Source organism: Microbacterium sp. NPDC079356, assembly GCF_049545465.1.
In the GTDB taxonomy this organism is placed as follows: Bacteria; Actinomycetota; Actinomycetes; order Actinomycetales; family Microbacteriaceae; genus Microbacterium; species Microbacterium gawkjiense.
Genome location: NZ_JBMWDN010000003.1, coordinates 202,898 through 222,220, shown reverse-complemented (window position 1 = coordinate 222,220; position 19,323 = coordinate 202,898). Strand labels below are relative to the sequence as shown.

Sequence of the window (19,323 nt, the reverse complement as noted above, 5' to 3'; positions counted from 1 at the left end):
GCCGGCACGAAGGTCACCGTGCACGACACGTTCGGGATCTGGCGCGCCGTCACCGCGGGGTCGACGAAGGGCTGGATGCGGGACTCCGAGCTGAAGAAGCTGAGCGCGTCTCCCGCAACGAGTGTCAAGACCACCACCGCAGCGCTCAACCTCCGCGATCAGCCGTCCACCTCGGGCAAGATCCTCGTCGTGATCCCGAAGGGGACCAAGGTCACCACCACCGCATCCTCGGGGATCTGGCGGAAGACGTCGTTCCAGGGCAAGACCGGCTGGGTAAGCAGCGACTTCCTGCGCTGACGCGACACGACCCCGCCGGAGGTCGTTCAGGAACCGTCGGATAGGATGATCGACGGCCTGAACGGCACCCGCCTTCGCAAGGAAACCCGTGACACAGATCGATTACAGCGCCTTCGACACGCCTGGACGTGGACGCGGCATCCTCGACGTCTTCGAGTACCGCTACCTTCTCCGGCTGCTGATCGGCAAGAGCACGTCCCTGCGATACCGCAACTCGGTGCTCGGGTGGTTCTGGTCCTATGTCCGACCCACGGTCCAGTTCCTCGTCTACTTCCTCGTGGTCGGGCAGATTTTGGGGCTCCACAGGAGCGTGCCGGCGTTCCCGCTGTACCTCTTCAGCGGTCTCGTCCTCGTCAACCTGTTCAACGAGACGCTGGGGGCGGCGACGCAGTCGATCGTCAGCAACCGCGCCCTCGTCCGCAAGATCTACCTGCCGCGCGAGCTGTTCCCCCTCGCCGCCATCATCGGTGCCTTCACCCACTTCCTCCCGCAGCTCGCCGTCCTCATCATCGTGAGCCTGCTGTTCGGGTGGCTGCCGAGCTTCGCCTCGGTCGGGTTGGTCCTCCTCGGGATGCTGCTGGTCCTCCTCTTCGTGACGGGCCTGGGGCTCTTCTTCGCCGCCCTCAACGTGCGCTTCCGCGACGCGAGCAACACCGTCGACATCATCCGGACGATCGCGACGTGGTCGGTCCCCGTCCTCTACACCTGGGCCATGGTCTACGAGCGCACCGAAGGTTTCCGGTGGCTGTTCCACGTCTGGATCTCGAACCCCCTCGCGGTGGCCGTCGAGATGTTCCACCACGCGTTCTGGGGCGCGCTGCCCGTGGTGAACGAGGCCTCGCCCGCGCCCGCCAACCTCGGCTGGCCGCCGGAGTTCGGGTGGCACGTCGCGGCATCCGCCGGCGTCATCCTCGTCACCCTGGTCATCGGCCAGCTCGTCTTCCGCCGCGCCGAGCGCACCTTCGCCCAGGATCTGTGATGTCCCGTACCGCCACCGAAGCCCAGCCCCGGATCATCGTCGAGCACGTCTCGAAGTGGTTCAACAAGCGCTCCGCGCGCTCCCTGAAGGACGCCTTCATCAGCGTCATCAAGAGGCAGTCCACGCGCTCGCGCCAGTTCCAGGCGCTCGATGACATCTCGTTCCAGATCGCCGAGGGCGAGTCCGTCGCCATCATGGGGCTGAACGGTTCGGGCAAGTCGACGACGCTCAAGCTCGTCTCCGGCGTCCTCGAGCCCGACGAAGGCCGTGTCTTCACGCGCGGCCGTGTCGCCGGTCTCATCGAGGTCGGTGCCGGCTTCCACCCCGACCTCACCGGCCGCGAGAACGTCTTCCTCAACGCCGCCATCCTCGGGATGACCGAGAAGGAGACGAAAGCCCGTTACGACGAGATCGTCGAGTTCAGCGGCATCGGCGACTTCATCGACCAGGAGGTCAAGCACTACTCCTCGGGCATGTTCATGCGTCTCGCGTTCAGCGTCGCGATCCATGTCGAACTCGACGTGCTGCTCGTCGACGAGGTCCTCTCGGTGGGTGACGCACCCTTCCGTGCGAAGTGCGACGCGAAGCTGCGCGAGCTCGCCGACAAGGGTGTGACGATGATGATCGTCAGCCACAGCAAGAACATCGTGAAGAGCCTGTGCTCGCGGGGCGTCGTCATCCGCAAGGGCAAGGTCGTCTTCGACGGACCGATCGACGATGCCCTCGAGGTGCTCGAGAAGGGCTGAGCGTTCCGCTCGCCCCGCGCGCTCAGCCGAGGTGGTCGCGCAGCGACTCCCGCCAGTCGCGCGGGGAGTACCCCGTCGCCTCGATCTTGCCGAGGTCGAGGACCGACCACCGCGGGCGCGGCGCGACGGGGGCGGTCGCGTTCGCGAAGTACTGCTCGGTGCTGACTCCCGAAACCGCCGTGCGGTCGTGGCCGGTGAGCTCGTAGACCTCGGCGGCGATGTCCGCCCATGACGCCGGAGCGCCCCCGCCGGTGAGGTTGTAGGTCCCGTAGGGCGCGGCGCTGGTGAGCAGGTGACGGATGCCGCCGGCGATGTCGTCCGTGAACGTGAGCCGACCGATCTGATCGTCGACGACCGAGGGCGCGACGCCGCGCTCGGCCAGGGAGGCCATCGTGCCGACGAAGTTCTTGCCCTCGCCGATCACCCAGGACGTGCGGACGATGTAGTGGCGCGGGACGGTCGCGACGATCGCGTCGGCGGCGGCCTTCGTCTGCCCGTAGACACCGAGGGGAGCGACCGGCTCGTCCTCGGTGTACGGCGTCGTGGCCGTTCCGTCGAAGACGTAGTCGCTCGAGACGTGGACGAGGGTGAGGCCGTTCTCGGCCGCGATCCGCGCCAGCTGGGCGACCGCGGTGACGTTCCCCGCCCACGCGCCGGCGCGGTCGGTCTCGGCGGCATCGACGGCCGTGTAGGCCGCGGCGTTCACGATCGTGCCGTAGTCGCGCCACCGGCGAGCGGCGTGCAGATCGCCGGTGAGGTCGAGCTCCTGCCGGCCGGCGAACTCGACGCTCTCGTCCTCGCCGTAGGCGGCGCGCAGGGCGCGTCCGAGCTGTCCGTTCGCCCCCACCACCAGGGTCTTCTTCGGCGGGATCGGCACGACGTCGGCCAACCGCGGGTGGGCCAGGTCCTTCGCCGAGATCTCGACGTCGGCCAGCGGGATCGGCCAGTCGATCGCCGCCGTCTCATCGGCCAGGTTCAGGAAGGAGTACGACGCGTCGGGGGACCAGTGGTCGTTGACGAGGTACGTGTAGGCGGTGTCGGGCTCGAGCGTCTGGTAGGAGTTTCCGACACCGCGCGGCACGAAGATCGCGCGCGACGGGTCGAGCTCGGCCGTGAAGACCGTGCCGAACGTCGGGCCTTCGCGCAGGTCCACCCACGCACCGAAGATCCGGCCCGTCGCGACCGAGACCCACTTGTCCCAGGGTTCCGCGTGGATGCCGCGCGTCGTCCCGACCGCGTCGTTGAACGAGATGTTGTTCTGCACGGGACCGAAGTCCGCGAGCCCCGCCGCGGTCATCTTCTCCCGCTGCCAGTTCTCCTTGAACCAGCCGCGGCTGTCCCCGTGGACGGGGAGGTCCCAGACGACGAGACCGGGGATCCCGGTCTCGGTGGCCGACAGCGCCTTACCGAAATCCGTCACTCTCACTGGCCCTTCGAGGCGTAGAAGGCTTCGACGCCGTCCTTGGCGGGGGCCCACCAGGCTTCGTTGCGGCGGTACCAGTCGATGGTGGCGGCGAGGCCGGCTTCGAAGTCCTGGTAGCTCGGGGTCCAGCCGAGTTCGGTGCGGAGTTTGGTGGAGTCGATCGCGTAGCGCAGGTCGTGCCCGGCGCGATCGGTGACGTGGTCGTAGGCGTCGGGGGACTGGCCCATGAGCTCGAGGATGAGTTCGACGACGGTCTTGTTGTCCTTCTCCCCGTCGGCGCCGATGAGGTAGGTCTCGCCGATCTCGCCCTTGTCGAGGATGGTGAGGACGGCCGAGGAGTGGTCGTCGGCGTGGATCCAATCGCGGACGTTCTCGCCCTTGCCGTACAGCTTGGGACGGATGCCGCGGATCACGTTGGTGATCTGGCGGGGGATGAACTTCTCCACGTGCTGGTACGGGCCGTAGTTGTTGGAGCAGTTGCTGATCGTGGCGCGCACCCCGAACGAGCGGACCCAGGCGCGCACGAGCAGGTCGCTGCCGGCCTTGGTCGACGAGTACGGCGAGGACGGGTTGTAGGGGGTGTGCTCGGTGAACCGGGCGGGGTCGTCGAGTTCCAGGTCGCCGTACACCTCGTCGGTGGAGATGTGGTGCAGCCGGGTGTCGTGGCGGCGTGCCGCCTCGAGCAGCGTGTACGTGCCGATGATGTTCGTGTCCAGGAACGGACGCGGGTCGTGCAGCGAGTTGTCGTTGTGGGACTCCGCCGCGTAGTGGACGACGGCATCCGCCTTCTGGAACAGGGTGTCGACCAGTTCCGCATCGGCGATGTCCCCGACGACCAGGTCGACCCGGTCTTCAGGGAGACCGGCGAGGGATGCTTCGTTGCCGGCGTAGGTGAGCTTGTCGAGCACCGTCACGGTGTGGTCGGTGTGCCCGATCACGTGGTGGACGAAGTTCGACCCGATGAAACCGGCGCCGCCGGTCACGAGAAGGTGTGCCATGGTCACAGGCCCCTGTTCAGGATGTCGAGAAGGTACGTGCCGTACCCGGATTTGACGAGCTTCTCGGCCCGTTCGCGGAGCTGATCGTCGGTGAGGAACCCCTGCCGCCACGCGACCTCCTCGGGCACCCCGATCTTCAAGCCGGTGCGGCGTTCGATGGTGCGGACGTACTCACCGGCATCCAGCATCTGATCGAACGTGCCCGTGTCCAGCCACGCCGTTCCGCGCGGCAGCACCTGCACCTGCAGGGAGCCCGCCGACAGGTACGCCTTGTTCACGTCCGTGATCTCGTACTCCCCACGCGGGGACGGCTTCAGGTCGCGGGCGATCTGGACGACGTCGTTGTCGTAGAAGTACAGACCCGGCACCGCGTAGTTGCTCTTGGGCTGCGCCGGCTTCTCCTCCAGGGAGATCGCACGACCGTCGGCGTCGAACTCCACCACGCCGTACGCCTCGGGCTCGCCGACGTAGTACGCGAACACCGCGCCCCCGTCGACATCCCGGAACCGTGCCAGCTGCGACCCCAGCCCCGGCCCGTACAGCAGGTTGTCACCCAGGACCAGAGCGACCTTGTCGCCGCCGATGTGGTCCGCCCCGATCGTGAACGCCTGCGCGAGACCATCGGGTGAGGGCTGCTGCGCGAACGACAACGACACCCCGAACTGCGACCCGTCCCCCAGCAACCGCTCGAAGTGCTCCGCATCATGCGGAGTCGTGATGATGAGGATGTCGCGGATGCCGGCGAGCATCAACGTCGACAACGGGTAGTAGATCATCGGCTTGTCGTACACCGGGATCAACTGCTTCGACACACCGAGCGTGATCGGGTGCAACCGCGTCCCCGAACCCCCCGCGAGAATGATGCCCTTCATGGCTCCCATCGTTCCACAAGCGGTGTCGTGCGCCCGACGCCGAAATCCTGCGAGCCGTGGGACCGCGCCCGTAACATGGCCTGGTGATCAAGGTCTCGGTCGTCGTGCCCACCTACCAGACACCTCCCGAGGGACTGACCCGGCTCGTCGGGTCGCTCGATCGGCAGACCCTGCCGACGTCGGAGTTCGAAGTGATCTTCGTCGACGACGGCTCGCCGGACGACACCCTGCAACGGCTCCGCGGACTCCAGTCCACGCACCGCAACGTGCGGGTCGAGGCGATCGAAAATTCCGGATGGCCGTCGAAGCCCCGGAATGTGGGCATCGACCTCGCTCGGGGCGAGTACGTCGCTTTCATGGACCACGACGACGAGCTCTACCCGGATGCGCTCCGAGCGGCGTACGAGTTCGCCGCAGCCCATCGCGCAGACGTCGTCAGCGGCAAGGAGTCGCGAACCACCGATCCCGGGTGGGCGCTCGGAAGTTACGACGTGGATCGCCCCCAGGCGAAGGGGCGCGAGGACGTGCACCCGCTCCTCCCGATGAATCCCCACAAGCTCTACCGGAAGGCGTTCCTCGACCAGCACGGAATCCGTTTCCCCGAGGGGAGGCGGGTGCTGTGGGAGGACATCTTCTTCAACCTCCAGGTCGCCCGGGACGCGAAGGTGGTGTCCTCGCTCGCCAGCGTCCCGTACTACCACTGGGTGACGACCGAGGGCAGCGGGTCCACCACGTTCCTGAAGTCCAACGACGACTACTGGGAGTGGCTGCGTCGCGTCTGCTCCGCCACCGTCGAGACGCTGCCCGGCGAAGAGAACCGGATGCAGCGCGAACAGCTCGAGTTGCATCAGTACAACTCGCGCGTGGTCGGCGCTTTCGACCTCAAGTTCACCGAGCGATCCGAGCGCAACAAGAAGTTCATCTTCGAGCACGCGGCTGCCCTGCAGGCCGATTACGGCTACCGGCGTCTGGACAGTCGGCTCGCCGTATCGCGTCGGTTGCGCGCTGAGCTGCTCCATGCGGGTCGTCAGGATCTAATCGAGACGGTGTGCGCGCTGGATGCCGCTGTGCCCGGATGGGGGAGTGCCGACGCGGTGCAGTGGCGCGATGGCGTCCTCCACGTCGAGGGGGTCGTCGAGTGGGCCGATTCCTCGGGCCGTCGCCCCGCTCTGCGGCGCATGGGCAGCCGGATCGTCAAGGATCTTCCCCAGGAGGTCCTCGATGCGGTCTCCAGCGACGCGATCGACGTGACCCGGGAGATCGACGCGATCGAGCTCACGGCATTCGGTCACTCGCGACAGTCGCGGGTGGCCTGGGCCCTTGAGACGACCTCGGAGGTGAGCGTCGAGGATCGCCCCGACGGCACGGTCGGGATTGCCGGCCGGATGAGGTTCTCGATCGATCCGCGCCGCGCCGCGTTCGGTCGTCCTCTCGATAGCGGATCCCACTGGGACATCCGCCTGCATACGAGGTTCGGCAGCGCGACGACTGCACGCGCCGTCAAGTCCGCGATCCCCGCGTCCGTCTCGGTCGCCGACGGCCACCTTCACCTCGTCTACCCGAACGACGGCGGAGCCGCCACTCTCATCCCGGACGGCCAACAGGAAGCCGTTCGGCGGCTCAGCCCGACGGCTGCTTCTCTGGAGGGTGGCGATCTCGTGATCAGCCTCGATGGCCGACACGACGGCTCGGGGTCCGTCGACGCATCCGTGGGCGAGTGGAAGGCCGGCGCCGCCGGACCGCGAGCGACGGCGGCGACGCTGACGGTGAAGGACGGGCACGCTCTCCTCCGCATCCCCGGACCGCACCCCGACGTTCGTGAGCTCCGCATCGGAGACCGTGCTCCCGGAGGCGCCACATCGTGGTCCTTCCGGCGGCGGCCCGGCGGTGTCGACATGGCGCGCACGGCGCGTACGGCGCAGAGCGCGCGTCCCACGGCGAAGCCCGCGGCGCCGACCCTCCGCCGCAAGGTCGGCAAGGTGCTGCGCAAACTCGGGCTCCGTTGAGACGGCCCGGCGCTCAGGGCGATCGCGAACCGGTGCCGTAGAATCGGCAAAATGCCTGAACACACACCCCGTGGCGATGGAACGACCGCGACGGCACCCGTCGTCCGCGTGACCGGGAGCGCCGTCATCGACGGCGACATCGCCGAGATCGTCGGGCAGCCGCTCCCGTGGGAGCGGCTCCAGGGTGCCACGGTGCTCGTGACGGGCGCCGCAGGGATGATCCCCTCCTACGCCCTCTACACGCTGCTGGGTCTCAACGACGTTCGGGACGCGGGCATCACCGTGATCGCGCTCGTGCGCGACCTCGACAAGGCACGGGCTCTTCTCGGCTCGGTGACCGACCGGGACGACGTCGTCCTGGTGAAGGGGGACGTCCGCGAAAGGATCGAGCTCGACCGCACGGTGGACCTGGTGATCCACGGCGCCTCTCCCGCACGCCCCGCGTTGCACGCAGCGAATCCCGTCGACTCCATCCGCGCGAACGTCAACGGCGCTTTCGGACTGCTCGACCTCTGCGTCGCCTCGGGGGGAGCGCGCTTCGTGCTGATGTCGTCGGCGGAGGTCTACGGCCAGCGCGCCGACGACGGATCCCTCGTCGGCGAGTCCGATTACGGCGCGGTCGACATCCTGACGCCCCGGGCGTCCTACATCGAAGGCAAGCGTGCGGCCGAGACGATCGCGGTGAGCTACCACGCACAGCACGGTGTCCCGATCACGATCGGCCGTTTCGGTCACATCTACGGACCGGTCATGGCTCTCGACGACGGCCGCGTCCAAGCCGATTTCGCTTCGGACGTCCTCGCGGGGCGCGACATCACGCTCAACAGCGACGGCAGCGCCCGCCGCACCTACACCTACCTCGCGGATGCCGTGTCCGGAATGTTCGCGGCGATCCTCCTGGGGGAGGACACCGCGTACAACATCTCCGATCGCGACGGGTTCATCAGCATCCGGGAGCTCGCCGAGGCGTTCACGCAGGCGCGACCCGAGAAGGGGCTCAGCGTGCGGTTCGCGGAGGGCGTCGACCTCAGCCGCTACAACGCCGTCAAGGGTCAGGGACTCGACGACGCGCGGCTCCGGGGCCTCGGGTGGGCCCCGCACGTCGGTCTGCAGCGGGGGCTCGACCGCACGCTGGCGTGGCACGAGGAGCGCGAAACGGGGTCCGGGTCGTGACGGATGCCGCTGTGCCTCCGGCATCCGTCGTCCCGGTGAGCGAGGCGGAGATCATCCGGCCTCTGCCGCCGTTCGACGTCACCGTCGACGAGCTCAGCTGGGAGAGGGCGAAGCTCACGATCCGCCTGTCGGTCGTCCAGGTGGGGGACTGGACGCCGCTGCCCCCTGAGCGGGGCGAGGTGCCCCCGCCCGCCGTCGACTTCCGACTCATCGACGGCAAGCGGCGCATCCCGGTGCCTTTCACCGCGGTCGGACCCGGCTCGTTCGAACTGCATGTCGACGTCCCGACGTTCCGGGACCGTCAGGCGATCCCCAACGGCACCTGGCGCATCGTGATGTTCGCGCACGGGGAACGGGTCGCGCCGGCGCGTTTCGACGGACGTTCGCTGCTCGAACTCGACGAGGGGTCCCGCGTCTTCCTGTACGACGGCAACCGCGCCGTCACGACCGTCTCGTTCGGCATCGCCGAGAACGCGGTCGACCTGGAACGGCTCGACTTCCTCATGCGGAGCTACCACCTCTTCCGCTCCCGACCGAAGCCGAAGAAGTTCCGTCCGATGAAGCGCCTCAAAGCGTTCTTCCTCGGCGCCCCCGCGAAGCAGCGGTACGCGGGACTCATCTACCAGCTGATCACCCGCACGGTCGGGGTGAAGCCCGGCCGCATCCTCTTCGCGTCCGATCAGCGTCTGCGCATCGAGGGCAACCTCCGTCGCGTCCAGGAGCGGATCGTCGAGCGCGGTCTGCAGGACCGCTTCGACATGAAGTACTCCTTCCGCCTGCCGCGCTCGGGCGGCTGGGGCACGACGCTCCGGATCATCTACCTGCTCGCGACGAGCGAGATCGTGCTGCTCGACGACTACTTCGGCATCCTCAAGAGTCTGCGGATGGACCCGCGCACCAAGGTCATCCAGCTCTGGCATGCCGGCAGCGGATTCAAGTCGGTCGGATACAGCCGCTTCGGCAACCTGGGGTCGCCCAAGCTCTGGCACCCGCACCGGCAGTACACCTTCGCCATCACGGGCTCGGAGCACCTGCGTCACGTCTACGCGGAAGCGTTCGGCATCGAGGAGGCCGCCGTCATCCCGACGGGCCTGCCGCGCGTCGACTGGTTCCTCGACACCACCTTGCGCGACCGGTTCCTTACGACGTTCGCCACCGAGTATCCGCAGATCGCCGGGAAGAAGGTCGTGCTGTTCGCGCCGACGTTCCGCGGACGGTCGATCTACACGGCGTTCTACGACTACAGCCAGATCGACTTCGACGCCCTCTACGAGGTGTGCGGCGACGACACCGTCGTCCTGTTCCGGATGCACCACTTCGTGAAGAACCCGATCGAGATCCCCGAGCAGTACCAGGATCGCTTCTTCGACTTCACGCACTACCCGGACGGGCTCAACCTGCTGCACGCGACGGATGTGCTCATCACCGACTACTCGTCGATCATCTACGAGTTCTCGTTGCTCGATCGCCCGATGCTGTTCTTCGCGCCCGACAAGGTGAACTACGCCGCGACGCGAGGCTTCCACCGCGACTACGACGAGACCGCTCCGGGCCGCGTCGCCGACACCTTCGACGACGTCATCGACGCGCTCCGCACCGGCGAGTTCGAGCAGGAGAAGGTCGCGCAGTTCCGTCGCCTCAACTTCGACCGCGTCGACACCGGGGCCGCCGACCGCGTCATCGACTGGCTGATCCTGGGCAACCCCGACACCGAGAAGATCACCGAGAGCCCGGTCCCGACCGAGCGTTCCGATGCGAACACCACCGAGTCCAGTGAGAAGGACGTCCCAGAAGAGGAGATCGCGTGAACATCGCCATCATTTTCGCCGGCGGGATCGGATCCCGGATGACGTCGGCGACCCTGCCGAAGCAGTTCCTCGAGATCCACGGAACACCGCTGATCGTCCACACGCTGCAGCACTTCCAGGACCACCCCGAGATCGACCGCATCGCCGTGTCGATCCTGCCGGAGTGGCGCGACCGTTTCGCGCGTCTGGTCGCCCGGTACGAGCTGACCAAGGTGAACTGGATCGTCGACGGCGGCGCGACCGGTCAGGAGTCCCGCCACCGCGCGCTGCGGGCCGTCGCCAACGAGGCTCCCGGTGACACCGTCGTCCTCCTGCACGACGGGGTGCGTCCCCTCATCAACGCGAACGTGATCTCGGCGAACATCGAGACCGTCCGCTCGCAGGGGCCCGCCATCACCAGCACGAAGTTCAACGAGACGATCATCTCCTCGGCCGCGGGCGCCGTCGACGAGGTCATCCCGCGCGACCACCTGTACGTCGCGCAGGCGCCGCAGAGCGGCCGTCTCGACACCGTCCTCGGCGTCTACGACCAGGCCGTCGCCGACGGCGAGAGCGACTCGATCGACACCTGCAGCCTGCTGCGCCGGTACGGGCACACCCTGTACCGCGTCGACGGTCCGCGTTCGAACATCAAGATCACGACGGCAGAGGACTACTACGTCTGCCGCGCGTTCTTCGACGTCATCGAGCGCAACCAGATCGGCGGCTGAGGCGCGGGCTCAGCCCGCGGCGTTGCGCATCGCGGCGACGTTGACCGTGACGATCTGACCGGTGAGGTCGGACGCCGCCACGTTCAGAGTGACGCGCGCGACGTCGGCCGGGTCGAGCAGGCTGTCGACCGGCTCGTCGCCGAAGGCCTGCGTCCGCATCGGGGTGCGGGTGCGCTGCGGGTTGATGCAGTTGATGCGCACCCGGGACGCCTCCCACTCCTCGGCGAGGGCCTGCGTGAGGTTCACGACACCCGCCTTGGTCGCCGAATAGGCGCTGTAGCCGGCCCGTCCGCGGGTGTATGAGCTCGAGGTGAACAGCACGACCTGCCCCGCCGTCTCGGCGAGGTAGGGGTGCGACTCGCGAGCCACGACAGCCGGCGCGATCAGGTTCACCTGGATCGTGTCCTTCAGGTCGCGCTTGCGGCTCTCCACCAGCGGAGCGATGCGCAGCACGCCCGCGGTCACGATGACGACGTCGATACGACCGCTCCGGGAGTGCGCCTCGGCGAGGGCGGCGCGCACGGCCTTGGCGGAGCGGATGTCGGTACCCGTCGACGACCGGCTGAACTCGTGGACCGTGGCCCCGGCATCCGTCGCCTGCTGGACGATGCTCTCACCGATCCCGTAGCTGCCGCCGAACACGACGACGGACTTCCCCGACAGGTCGGGGACCGTCGTCATGCTCTCGAGCGACAGGCTCGCGGACTGCAGCTGGAAGAGCTTGTCGGCGATGTGGACGTCGATGGGCTCCGTCACCTTCATGTTCTCGGCGGTGCCGTCGACGACGTAGATGGGGACGTCGGGCAGGTAGGTGAAGACGACGCCGCAGTCGTCGGTCGCGCGGAAGTGCGGATCGGTCGCGGCGATCTCGTACGCCTTGCGGATCGTGCCGAGACGGAAGGCCTGCGGCGTCTGTCCACGACGGAGCAGGGAGCGGTCCGGGATGCCGGTGATCAGCCGATCCGCGTCGACCTGGATGATCGTGTCCGCCGAGGGGATGGCGGTGTCGACGGCCTCGTAGGTGTCGAGGGCGCGCACGCAGTCCTCGATGATGCGGTCGTCGATGAAGGGACGGACCGCGTCGTGGAAGAGGACCTTCGTGTCGTCGCCCTCGAGCGCGGCGATGGCCAGCTGGGTCGTGTCGTTGCGGGTCTCGCCGCCGGGGAGGATGCGGCTGAGCTTCGTGAACCGGCCGGTGTCGAGCAGGTGGTCGAGCTCGCCGATCGCGGCCGCGTTCATCATGATGATGATCTCGTCGATGCGGGGGCTGGCCTCGAGCGCCTCGAGCGTGTGCTCGACGATCGCCTTGCCGGCGATCTTGATGAGCTGCTTGGGGATGCCGAGACCCACCCGGACTCCGATGCCACCCGCGAGGACGACGGCGACGGTACGGGCTGTGGTCACGGCGAGGGCTCCTCGTGAGTCGGTGCGGGCGTGCGCTGGCACGTCCGCACCATCCTATGCGAGGGGCTCTGCGGGCCCCCTGCCGGCCACGCGGTCGAGCACGAGTCGCGCGATCCGTTCCGTGCACGGGTGCCCGGTGGCGGCGCCCGTCTCGGCGACCCAGCGTGCGGCGAACGCCGCGGCATCCGTCGTCGTCGCGGTCTCGGCCTCGACGGCGGCCGCGAGCTCCCCGACGGTGGTGCATACGGGGCCGGGCAGGTCGCGCCGGTAGTCGAGGTAGAAGTCGCGGGTCGCCAGGTACTCGTCGAGGTCCGGAGCGAGGAAGTAGGTCGGGATGCCGCGCACGGCCGCCTCGAACAGCGTCGAGGAGTAGTCGGTGATGAAGACGTCGGCGACGGTCAGCATCTCCTGCGTCGAGAAGCCGTCGGCGGTGTCGACGGCGCTCCCGCGGAGCGTCATCAGGGGGTGGAGCTTCACGACCACGTGGACCCCGATCGCCGCGAGGGCGGCGACGACGTCGTCGGGGGCGGACATGGCGGTGTCCTCGATCCGGAACGTCGGGGCGAACACGGCCACACGCGCGTCCCGCAGATGCGGATGCCGGCGGTAGATGCGCTCGCGCGTGCGACGGGTGAGCTCCTCGTCGCGCAGGCGGTCCACGCGGGGCAGGGGAGCCACCACGATCCGGCTCTCGTCGGTGCCGAACGCCTCGGCGTACGGCGCGCGGCACACCTCGCCGCTGGCCAGCACGAGGTCGTACCCCGCATGCATCCGCATGGCCTGCGCGAGGCGCGCATCGCGTCCTTCGCCGGTGCCGAGGATGCTGAGACCGAACTTCTTGAAGGCTCCGAGAGCGTGCCAGATCTGGATGACGCTCAGTTCGTCCTTATGCCGCAGCATGCTGGCGACCATCGAGTAGGTGTCGACGACCAGGACGCGCGCGGTGGCGACGTGGTACATCTGCACCAGCAGGTGCCCGGCGTAGCCGATCTTGCGGAGGAGGCCGGGCGGGACCATCCGCACGAGCGACACGACCGAGACGGACGGGTCCATGGCGGCGATCGCGGTGCGCAGGTCGATGAAGTCGTCGGTCTCCTCGGGGTGCTCCCGGCTGATCATCACCACCTTGCGTCGGGTGGGCAGCAGCTTGAGCGGCGCGTAGCAGACCCCGAGCACCGTCCGCGCGACGCGGGCCGCGAACACGTGCCGGCCGACCGGGCCGTCGATGCGGGTCGGCGCGACGGGGGGTGCGTCGAGCATCGCGGGGCGGTCGTGGACCTCACGGGGAGTGAGGATCATCTCGCGCACGATGCGCTCGGTCGATCGGCCGTCGCACGCCGACATGAACCGCTCCCGGAACGCGGCGAGGTCCGCGCCGGCGCGCGCGTCCCGGATGGCGCCGGCGAGGTCGGCGCCGTCGGTCACGAGGGGACCGGCGAGGTAGTCCTCGAACGGGTGGTAGAACGAGCGCTCCGCGGCGTAGACCTCGACGTCGGGGCAGAAGAAGACCATCGGGCGGCCGAGCAGGGAGAACTCGAAGATCGCCGAGGAGTAGTCCGTGATGAGGACGTCGGCCGCCATGAGCAGATCGTTGAGCTCGCGTTCCGCGGAGACGTCGAGGATCCGCTCGTGCGACGGGATTCCGGCGGTGGCGCGCGCGACGAACGGGTGCAGCTTGACGAGGACCACCCATTCCTCGCCCAACTCCTCGACGAGCCGGAGCCACGGCACCCAGTCCACGTCGTAGTGCGCGCTCAGCTGGCCGTTGCCCCGGAAGGTCGGCGCGAACACGGCGATGCGCTGCTCGGGTCGGATGCCGAGGCGGGTGCGGACCTCGGTGGCGCTGCGCGCGATCAGGTCGGTGTCGAAGAAGACGTCGGTGCGCGGCACGCCCAGCGCGTGGACCCGCGCGACGTCCATGTCGAACGCCTCCGCGTAATCGGGACGGATCGCCTCCGAGCTCACCGTGGCATCCGTGTAGTTGCGGTGCGCGACCGACCCGGGGAGGGGGCCGCCGGGAAGGCCCGCGCGGCTCCAGCCGACCTTCTTGTAGGCACCGGCGGCGTGCCAGACCTGCAGCAGACGCGTCTCGGGACGCAGCTGCAACGGGTAGATCATCGGGTAGTAGTCGTCGAGGACGATGGTCTGCGCGCGGGCGAGCTCCCAGGGCAGCCGCAGCGAGTCGCGGAGGGGGCGCCGCTCGGCGAGGCTTCCCTTGAAGATGCCGACGACCTTCGCCTCCGGCCGCTGACGTCGGATCTCGTCGCGGAGGAAGGCGATGTTGCCCGAGAAGCCCCGGCGGGAGTCCGAGAGGAAGAGGGTGCGTCCCTGCTGGACGCGCGCGATCCGCGAGGCGAGGGCATAGAGGGCGATCCACAGCCCGAAGCGCCACCTCTGCAGGAAGGCGTTCCCTCGCAGACGCCGGCGAAGTGATCGCACGGTGGAACCTCCTGGATCGTGGCGGGTGTCGCTCGATTCTAAGCCGGTGCTCCGAGCCCGAACGTGTCGGGACGCTCCGACGCATCCGGGGGCAGGGGGCGCTCGCGCCGCCAGCCGCGCACGAGGGACGCCTGCGTGGCGCACAGCACGAGGAGGAACCACCCGAAGCCGCCGAGGGGGGAGCTCGTCACGACGGAGTCGGTGAGGAGCACGATGATGACGAGGGCCGGCCACACGTAGACGGTCGAGCGCCGCTCGCTCGCCGTCGCCCACGCGCGGGCGAGGGCGAGGCCGACGAAGGCGACGAGGAGCACGACCCCCACGGCGCCCGCCTGCAGCAGGACGTCCATCCAGACGTCGAGGGCCGAGGCATGCGAGCGGCCGGTGACGAGGCGGATGTACGTGAAGGGGGAGAGGTGGTCGGGCCAGGTGCCGACCCACCCCCATCCCTGGACCGGACGCAGCGCCGACATGTCGAGGATCACGTTCCACAGGCGGGAGCGGGTGAAGAAGTCGGGTTCCGCGTTGAGCCAGTAGACCAGCGGTCGGCGGAAGATGTAGACGAGCACCAGCCCCACGGCGACCGCGCCGGCCAGGACCCCTTGCAGGACCGGGCGGACGTGGAGGGGGACGCGACGAAGGACGGCCAGCGCGCCCGTCGCGGCGCCCGAGACGAGGACCATCCCCAGGACGATGGGGGACGCGGTGAACATCGCCAGGACGGCCGCGAGCGAGACGGACCCGATCGCGACGCCCGCACTCACCGATCGCGTGCGCCATTCGACGAGGAAGGTCACGAGGGCGATGATCGTGACCACCCCGAGGACGGTGCGCGTGCCGAAGATCCCCTGGACGGGACCCCCGTCGGCGAGGTTGCCGGCGATGCCGAGGAAGGCGATGGGCAGGTCGAGCAGGATGCCGCTCAGGATCTCGAGTCCGAGCGAGACGCCGAGGAGCACGCGCAGGACGTCGCCGGTGGCGCGCACGGTCTGGAGCGTGTCGCGGAACTGGGCGACGACGACGGCGAGGAAGGTCGGGGCGCCCAGTTGCAGCCACCCCGTCAGGGTCGCCGAGGGCGACGCGGACCACCCCGCCGTGATGATGAGCCAGAGCAGGAGCATCAGGAGCGTGGTCGGGATGAGGTGGATGAGGCGGAGCTCCGCGCGGCGGGCGATCATCATCCCCGCGCCGATCAGGCAGAGACCGCTGAGGACGGCGCCATACCCCGCGTTGCCCATGAGTTGGCGCAGCGCATGGGTGGAGAAGAGGGCGCCGACGGTGACGAGGGTGTAGGCGGCGGCGACGTCGGGGGTCTGCAGCGCGGCGATGAGCCGGGGGAGCGCGCGCACGGTCCTCATCGCTCGGTCGGCCTGTCGCCCTGTTCGCCGATGAGGCGCTCCTCGGACGGTCCGCGGCCGACCAGCGGCGCCTGCTTGATCTTGAACGCGAAGAGAATGAGCAGGAACCATCCCCAGTTCAGCAGTGGCGTCGACTCGGCGAGGCCCTGCACGAGGAGGATCGCGCCCGTGAGGGTCGGGAGCAGCGTCAGCGCGGTGTACGGCCGATCCGCCACGAGGTCCCACCGGGGGCGGTCGACGGCGAAGAACCACGACCGCCAGACGAACGCGACGTACGCGGCGCTGATGAGGACGACACCGACGGCGCCGAGCTGCAGGAAGACATCCGCCCACATGTTGTGCGCCTGCATGACGGTCTGACCGTGGTCCACGATCCAGCGGTCGAAGGCCGGCTCGGTCGGGATCCAGGGCGTGGAGAAGCCCCAGCCGATCACGGGGTGCTCGACCGCCCGCTCGAGGACCTTCTCCCAGATCGACTCGCGGCCGGTGAGGTCGCTCGAACGCCCGAGCGCCGAGAAGACGCGGTCTCGCAGCGCCCAGATCGCGAGCAGTCCGCCCACCGCGACGATCGCGTAGACGAGGTAGTAGCGGGTGCGCTCGCCGGCCCGGGTCGTCGTGCGCATCATCAGCACGGTGATGAGCACGACCACGACGGCGACGGCCGACACGGTCGCGGTCGCGGACCCCGCCCGGACGAAGAGGTACACCGCGAGGAGGATCCACAGCACGAGGACCGGGCGCCGAGGCGCGCGGGAGGCGATCCGGATGGCGAAGACGACGATGGCGAGGAGCGCGACGTAGGCGAGCGCGTTGGCGTTGCCGAAGACGCCCTGGATCCGCCCGCCGTCGAGCAGGTTGTCGCGAGACCACAGCACGATCGGATCGTCGACGGGGCCGTCGGGGCGGACGAAGTGCGGCAGGATCGGGCCGTTCCAGACGAAGCTGACCCAGAGCTCGAAGAGGATCGACAGTGCCAGCATCCACTTTAGAGCGGATGCCAGGGCGCGCACGACCTCGCGCCAGGTGAGCACGGCGCCCACGAACAGGGCGCCGACCGTCGTCACGATGAGGAGGGCGACGGTGGCGAGGGTCGCGTCCGGCCAGTGCGACCAGAAGAGGGAGAGGACGGCGAAGGCGAGGTAGGCGAGCGCGTACCACGGCAGTCGGCGCCACTGCACGCGCGGGCGGATCGTCACCCACAGCACGACCGAGACGAGGAAGCTCACGATCCCGATGCCCGCGGCGACCTCTATACCGAAGGCGAGGGGGAGGGCCGTGCCTGACAGGGTGATGACGAGCAGGAGGATGCACCAACCCCGCAGGAGGATGTGGCTCGTCCGCTCGCGCGGCGGGGCGGCCGGCGGCGCCGAGACCGGGTGCGAGGAATGGACGGCCATGGTGACAGAAGGGTATCGCGCGGCCCTGTGCTTCCTGCTGCCTTGTGCTTCCTGCTGCCTGGTCGTTCCTCCGCACGCCCTAGGCTGATCGCGTGCTGGAGACCCTCTCGAACGAGCCCCGCGACTACGCCTGGGGATCCCCGTCCGCGATCGCCGACCTGCAGGGGCGGGTGCCGACCGGCGACCCCGAGGCCGAGGTGTGGTTCGGCGACCATCCTGGCAGCCCCGCCCGCCTGGGGGACGGGCGGTCCCTGCCCGAGGCGCGCGCGGCGGCCGGAGAGCCGCCGCTGCCCTTTCTCCTGAAGATCCTCGCCGCCTCGTCATCGCTGTCGATCCAGGCCCACCCCGACCTCGCGCAGGCGAAGGCGGGCTTCGCCGCCGAGGAGGCCGCCGGGGTGCCGCGCGACGCCGGCGACCGCATCTACCGCGACGACAACCACAAGCCCGAGGTCATCGTGGCGCTGAGCGATCCGTTCCGCGCGCTCGTCGGTCTCCGCCCCGTCGCGGACACCCTCCGGCTCCTCGACGGGCTGGGGGATGCCGCCGGGGTCGACCGTCTGCGCTCCGCCCTGACGGCGACCGACGCGTCCGCCGCCCTGCGCGGGGTGATCGAGGAGGTGCTCACCGGACGCGCCGAGGACGTCGTCCGCGACGTGTCGGATGCCGTGGCGGATGCGGTCGTGCCCGGCTTCGCGCAGGAGCTCGACGTCCTCCGCGCGATCGTCCGCGACTTCCCCGGGGACGCGGGCATCGTCGTGGCCCTCCTCATGAATCTCGTCGTCCTGCGCCGGGGGGAGGCCGTCTTCGCTCCGGCGGGTGTGCTGCACGCCTACCAGGACGGTCTCGGCGTCGAGTTGATGGCCGCGAGCGACAACGTCCTGCGGGGCGGTCTCACCCCGAAGCACATCGACGTCCCCGAGCTCCTGCGGATCGTCGACACCGAACCGGGACCCGCGCCGCTGCTGACACCCGTGCCGGAGGGTGAGGGCGAGGTGTTCGACGCCGGCGTCCCCGACTTCCTGCTCACGCGTCACGTCCTCGCCGGCGCGCCGGTGCAGGCGCCCCTCAGCGGTCCCGCGATCGTCCTGGTCGTGTCGGGGGAGGTCACCGTCGGGGCCGCGGAGCGCGAGGTGACGCTCACGCCGGGGACGGCGGCGTACGCCCAGGACGAAACGTCGATCGCCCTGTCCGGCGACGGGGTCGCCTACCTCGCTCAGCCCGGCCGACCCGCCTGACGCGGCGACACGCCGGGAGCGTCAAGAAGATTCAATCACGGGTTGAGGGTTTACGATTTGCGACTTGACCGGAGCGAATCACACGGGTGTAATTAGGCATCGGCCGCACCGCGGCGAGTGTCTACAGGTGGGAGAGCAAGATGACGGGTTACCGTTCCGGCGTTCCCGAGAATTGGTTCGTCGACCCGGTGAACCTCGGGGTGCCCGGTGTCCGCCGGCGTGTCGAGACCGACGAGGACACCGCGCTCGCGTGGCAGGCCGATTCGCTCTGCGCACAGACCGACCCCGAGGCGTTCTTCCCCGAGAAGGGCGGCTCGACGCGTGACGCCAAGCGGATCTGCACGTCGTGCGACGTCCGCGGCGAATGCCTCGAGTACGCGCTCCAGAACGACGAGCGCTTCGGCATCTGGGGCGGACTGAGCGAGCGCGAGCGCCGCAAGCTCAAGCGTCGCGCGTCCTGACACGATCCGCGCCACCC

General features: G+C 68.9%; 16 protein-coding genes. 9 read left to right on the top strand and 7 right to left on the bottom strand.

Going from position 1 to position 19,323, the window contains the following annotated elements:
• The 3 genes from ACPEH0_RS09640 to ACPEH0_RS09630 all read left to right on the top strand — a co-directional run.
• Positions 1–297 (top strand): SH3 domain-containing protein (locus ACPEH0_RS09640; RefSeq protein WP_423719449.1); only part of this gene is annotated, 297 nt, incomplete at its 5' end.
• A gap of 88 nt (positions 298–385) precedes the next feature.
• On the top strand, positions 386–1,276 hold the full coding sequence (locus tag ACPEH0_RS09635) for an ABC transporter permease (protein WP_366214067.1): 891 nt from the start codon (positions 386–388) through the stop codon (positions 1,274–1,276).
• Entirely contained in the window at positions 1,276–2,022 is a 747-nt protein-coding gene (locus tag ACPEH0_RS09630; RefSeq protein WP_311862938.1) for an ABC transporter ATP-binding protein, read from the top strand. The genes ACPEH0_RS09635 and ACPEH0_RS09630 overlap by 1 nt, the downstream gene beginning before the upstream one ends.
• 22 nt (positions 2,023–2,044) lie before the next feature.
• Here the strand turns inward: ACPEH0_RS09630 and ACPEH0_RS09625 are convergent, their stop codons facing one another.
• Genes ACPEH0_RS09625 through rfbA form a run of 3 tightly spaced genes read right to left on the bottom strand, consistent with a single transcriptional unit; the run spans position 2,045 to position 5,315 of the window.
• On the bottom strand, positions 2,045–3,448 hold the full coding sequence (locus tag ACPEH0_RS09625; protein ID WP_366214068.1) for a bifunctional dTDP-4-dehydrorhamnose 3,5-epimerase family protein/NAD(P)-dependent oxidoreductase: 1,404 nt from the start codon (positions 3,446–3,448) through the stop codon (positions 2,045–2,047).
• Positions 3,445–4,443 carry a dTDP-glucose 4,6-dehydratase gene (rfbB, locus tag ACPEH0_RS09620; RefSeq protein ID WP_311862935.1) on the bottom strand — a complete coding sequence of 333 codons (999 nt, stop codon included), beginning with the start codon at positions 4,441–4,443 and terminating at the stop codon, positions 3,445–3,447. Before rfbB ends, ACPEH0_RS09625 begins: the two co-directional genes overlap by 4 nt.
• A 2-nt stretch (positions 4,444–4,445) precedes the next feature.
• A complete protein-coding gene (gene rfbA / locus ACPEH0_RS09615) occupies positions 4,446–5,315 on the bottom strand; it encodes a glucose-1-phosphate thymidylyltransferase RfbA (RefSeq protein ID WP_366214069.1) in 870 nt (289 codons plus the stop codon).
• 83 nt (positions 5,316–5,398) lie between these two features.
• On the opposite strand from rfbA, the gene ACPEH0_RS09610 reads away from it, so the two are divergent.
• The 4 genes from ACPEH0_RS09610 to ACPEH0_RS09595 are packed head-to-tail and all read left to right on the top strand — an operon-like array spanning position 5,399 to position 11,012.
• A complete protein-coding gene (locus ACPEH0_RS09610; protein ID WP_253035213.1) occupies positions 5,399–7,321 on the top strand; it encodes a glycosyltransferase in 1,923 nt (640 codons plus the stop codon).
• A 51-nt stretch (positions 7,322–7,372) separates the two neighbouring features.
• Positions 7,373–8,494: an NAD-dependent epimerase/dehydratase family protein gene (locus tag ACPEH0_RS09605; protein WP_253035212.1), complete on the top strand. Its 1,122-nt coding sequence runs from the start codon at positions 7,373–7,375 to the stop codon at positions 8,492–8,494.
• Positions 8,491–10,302 carry a CDP-glycerol glycerophosphotransferase family protein gene (locus ACPEH0_RS09600; RefSeq protein WP_366214070.1) on the top strand — a complete coding sequence of 604 codons (1,812 nt, stop codon included), beginning with the start codon at positions 8,491–8,493 and terminating at the stop codon, positions 10,300–10,302. Before ACPEH0_RS09605 ends, ACPEH0_RS09600 begins: the two co-directional genes overlap by 4 nt.
• On the top strand, positions 10,299–11,012 hold the full coding sequence (locus ACPEH0_RS09595; protein WP_366214071.1) for an IspD/TarI family cytidylyltransferase: 714 nt from the start codon (positions 10,299–10,301) through the stop codon (positions 11,010–11,012). Before ACPEH0_RS09600 ends, ACPEH0_RS09595 begins: the two co-directional genes overlap by 4 nt.
• Positions 11,013–11,021: 9 nt before the next feature.
• On the opposite strand, the gene ACPEH0_RS09590 is transcribed toward ACPEH0_RS09595, so the two are convergent.
• The 4 genes from ACPEH0_RS09590 to ACPEH0_RS09575 are packed head-to-tail and all read right to left on the bottom strand — an operon-like array spanning position 11,022 to position 17,610.
• On the bottom strand, positions 11,022–12,416 hold the full coding sequence (locus ACPEH0_RS09590; RefSeq protein WP_366214072.1) for a bifunctional cytidylyltransferase/SDR family oxidoreductase: 1,395 nt from the start codon (positions 12,414–12,416) through the stop codon (positions 11,022–11,024).
• 54 nt (positions 12,417–12,470) lie between these two features.
• Positions 12,471–14,855, bottom strand: a complete 2,385-nt coding sequence (locus ACPEH0_RS09585) for a CDP-glycerol glycerophosphotransferase family protein (RefSeq protein ID WP_366214074.1) — start codon at positions 14,853–14,855, stop codon at positions 12,471–12,473.
• 38 nt (positions 14,856–14,893) lie between these two features.
• Positions 14,894–16,213 carry an O-antigen ligase family protein gene (locus ACPEH0_RS09580; RefSeq protein WP_366214075.1) on the bottom strand — a complete coding sequence of 440 codons (1,320 nt, stop codon included), beginning with the start codon at positions 16,211–16,213 and terminating at the stop codon, positions 14,894–14,896.
• Positions 16,210–17,610 carry an O-antigen ligase family protein gene (locus ACPEH0_RS09575; protein ID WP_423719448.1) on the bottom strand — a complete coding sequence of 467 codons (1,401 nt, stop codon included), beginning with the start codon at positions 17,608–17,610 and terminating at the stop codon, positions 16,210–16,212. Before ACPEH0_RS09575 ends, ACPEH0_RS09580 begins: the two co-directional genes overlap by 4 nt.
• Before the next feature lie 92 nt (positions 17,611–17,702).
• Between ACPEH0_RS09575 and manA the strand changes: the two genes are divergently transcribed.
• Together manA and ACPEH0_RS09565 are read left to right on the top strand one after the other, a co-directional pair.
• A complete protein-coding gene (gene manA / locus ACPEH0_RS09570) occupies positions 17,703–18,845 on the top strand; it encodes a mannose-6-phosphate isomerase, class I (protein WP_366214077.1) in 1,143 nt (380 codons plus the stop codon).
• A gap of 140 nt (positions 18,846–18,985) precedes the next feature.
• Positions 18,986–19,306 (top strand): WhiB family transcriptional regulator, encoded by a 321-nt coding sequence (locus ACPEH0_RS09565; RefSeq protein WP_366214078.1) that lies wholly within the window; start codon positions 18,986–18,988, stop codon positions 19,304–19,306.
• Positions 19,307–19,323 lie beyond the last annotated feature (17 nt).